At 24.9% G+C, this 3294-nt stretch carries 3 protein-coding genes; all 3 read left to right on the forward strand.

Features of this window, described 5'->3' with window-relative positions:
- A partial coding sequence (locus Q0649_RS19070) for an HD domain-containing protein (protein ID WP_367179415.1) occupies positions 1-663 on the forward strand: 663 nt, incomplete at its 5' end.
- A gap of 161 nt (positions 664-824) precedes the next feature.
- Complete coding sequence (locus Q0649_RS19075) at positions 825-1340, forward strand: transcription repressor NadR (protein ID WP_298845674.1); 516 nt, start codon at positions 825-827, stop codon at positions 1338-1340.
- Between the two features lie 45 nt (positions 1341-1385).
- Positions 1386-3294, forward strand: a 1909-nt coding sequence (locus Q0649_RS19080; protein WP_298845676.1) for a UPF0182 family protein, incomplete at its 3' end; no start/stop codon positions are given.

Here is a 3294-nt window from a genome sequence, read left to right on the forward strand (position 1 = left end):
GCACCTGCCTTGCACGCAGGGGGTCAAGGGTTCGATTCCCTTTATCTCCACCAAAAAAACAGTCTAATATGGACTGTTTTTTTTTCGTTAAAAATTAGTTTTAAATTAAGAAATATAATAAATAAGATGTTAAAAATGTTAACTAAGTTTGAATATGAAAGGAGAGCTACATTGTCACTATATAGAATAAAGCAGTTTTACAGATCATTAGTTGCTAAAATTAATGATAAAGATGTAGATTTCCTAAAAATTCATTTAAAAAATTATGAATTGAAGTTATTTAATCAATTACCTAAATATGAGCAAAAGCATTGTATAAATGTAGCTAGAGATGTAGAAATAAAGTGTACACAGAAAAAAATACAATCATTTGAATTGATAAAAGTAGCATTGCTACATGATATAGGTAAGATATACAGTACAATGAATCCAATAGATAAATCTATAATGGTTGTACTAAATAAAATAACAAATGGAAAGATTAGAGTATATAATAAATTTAAAAATGTTAATATATATTATAACCATGGAGAGATAGGATATGAAATATTAAAACAATATGGGTATGATGATAGATTTTTATTTTTAGTAAAAAATCATCATAATAATATAATGGATGATATAGAACTGAATATATTAAAAGAATGTGATGATAAAAATTAAGAAGCTAATAGTAGTTTCTTTTTTTATGACTATTTATAATAAGACTTAAAAATATTTATTATTTACGTTAAAAAAAGTAAAAAAATGTATGCTAAATAACATTATTAATAATAAGTGAAGAGTGCTAGAATATAAATAAATACATATACTAGGAGGATAAAATGAATTCAAAGGAAAGAAGAAAATATATAAAAAATCTATTAATTACAAATGATAATACATATAAAGGTCAGTTTCTAGCAGAAAAATTAGGAGTTACAAGGCAGGTCATTGTAAAAGATATAGCAATTGTAAGAGCAGAGGGAGTAAACATAATTGCAACTCCAGAAGGTTATTTAATTCCTAGCGAAGAAAATAATTTTGTACGGAAAGTAATAGCAGTTTCACATGGCCGTAATGACATATATGACGAGCTTGAATGCATTGTTAAGTTCGGTGGAGTAGTAGAAGATGTAACAGTAGAACACCCTTTATACGGCGAAATAAGAGCAATGATTATGATAAAAACACTTATGGATATTGAAGAATTTACAAAAAAGTTTAAAGAATCAAGTGTTCAACTATTATCATCGTTAACTAAAGGTGTACACCTTCATACTATAAAGGCAGAAAACGAGGAAATTATTGAATGTATTATAAAGGAATTGAAAGAAAAAAAATATTTAATTTCTGATTAGTTTATTTTATTTTATATAATATTATTTTAACCAATCAAATAAGAGGTGAATCTTCTGAAAGGGAAAAAGACGATAGCAACTATTATAGTGATAATATTATTTATTATAATTTTTTTAGGTAACATAGTTAATCTAGCCATAAATATTGAATGGTTTAAAGAAGTTGGATATCTATCTGTATATTTTACTAAGATAACATCTATTTTAAAGTTAATGGTACCAGTATTTATAGTATGCTATATATCAATCTGGACATATTGTAAAACATTTAAAGGGATTTTTTTAAGAGGTAAAAAGATTGATGATGTTAATAAAAATAAAGAAAAAATAAAACATGGTATTAGTATTTTAATCAATACTATAATTTCTTTTATAATTTCTTCTAGTTTTGCATCTAAATATTGGTATACAATATTACAATTTACGAGTACTACAAAGTTTAATACTTTGGATCCATTATTTAAAAAGGATATTTCATTTTTTATATTTAAACTTCCATTAATTGAATCACTATATAAGATGGTTATAATGATTATTGCGGGTTTAATGATAATTACAATAATAACGTATAGTATATTAAGGGTAAAAAATCATATAATGTATCCAAAAAAAAGGAACAATTTATCTTTACTTAAAAAAGTTAAAAAAGTTAAAAACACAAGAGATAAATTAACTCTATTTGCAACAAGGCAACTTGCCACTTTATTTGCAATTGTATTGTTATTATTATCTTTAGGATATTTAATTAAATCGTGGGATTTAGTATACTCACAAAAGGGAATAGTCTTTGGGGCAAGTTATACAGATGTACATGTAACATTAAGGTTTTATGAGATAATAGCGGTAGTATCTTTGATATCTGCTATAATTACATTTATAAGCATATTAAAATATAAGATAAAACCCATAGTTATATCTATTATTGTGATAGCTACTTTAGTTATTGGGGAAAGTATAACATCAACTGCAGTTCAAAAATTTGAAGTTCAATCAAATGAAAAAACCTTAGAAAAACCTTATATTCAGTACAATATAGATAGTACAAGGAAAGCTTTTAATATAAATAATATAGATGAAATACCATTTGAAATAAAAAATAATTTAACCAAAGATGATATTAAAGAAAATAAAGATACTATTAGTAATATAAAAATAAATTCGTATAAGCCAGCATTAGAATTTTATAATCAATTCCAATATTTAAGGTATTACTATGGATTTAATGATATAGATATTGATAGATATTATATTAATGGAAAATATAATCAAGTATTTATTGCACCGAGAGAAGTTAATTTAGATTCTTTAAAAGGCAATTCAAATACTTGGCAAAATAGACATTTAGTTTATACACATGGATATGGGGTAGTAGTGAGCAAGGTGAATTCCGTAACGGGAGAAGGACAGCCAGATTTCATAATTAACAATATACCACTAGAAAATAAAACTAATATAAAGTTAGCAAATCCCAGAATATATTTTGGTGAAAAAACCAATGATTATAGCATTGTTGATAATAAAATTGGAGAGCTTGATTACCCTAAAGGTGGGGAAAATCAAATGAATAATTATGATGGTAAAGCTGGTATAAAGATGAATATTGTTAATAGAATCCTATTTGCAATAAAACAAAAAAGCGCTAAATTTTTATTGTCCGATGATATTACATCAAATAGTAAAATATTAATTGATAGGAATATACTTGAAAGAGTAAAAAAAATTGCTCCTTTTTTAACATATGATAATGATCCGTACATTGTAATAAATGGTGGGAGATTATATTGGATTATAGATGGATATACAACTTCCAATAGATACCCATATTCACAGCCACAAGATGGAAAAAATTATGTAAGGAATTCAGTTAAAGTTGTTATTGATGCATTAGATGGAACTTCTGATTTTTATATAGTTGATAAAAATGATCCTATAGTAAATAGTTATTCAAAAATAT

Source organism: uncultured Clostridium sp. (assembly GCF_937920395.1).
In the GTDB taxonomy this organism is placed as follows: Bacteria; Bacillota; Clostridia; order Clostridiales; family Clostridiaceae; genus Clostridium_AD.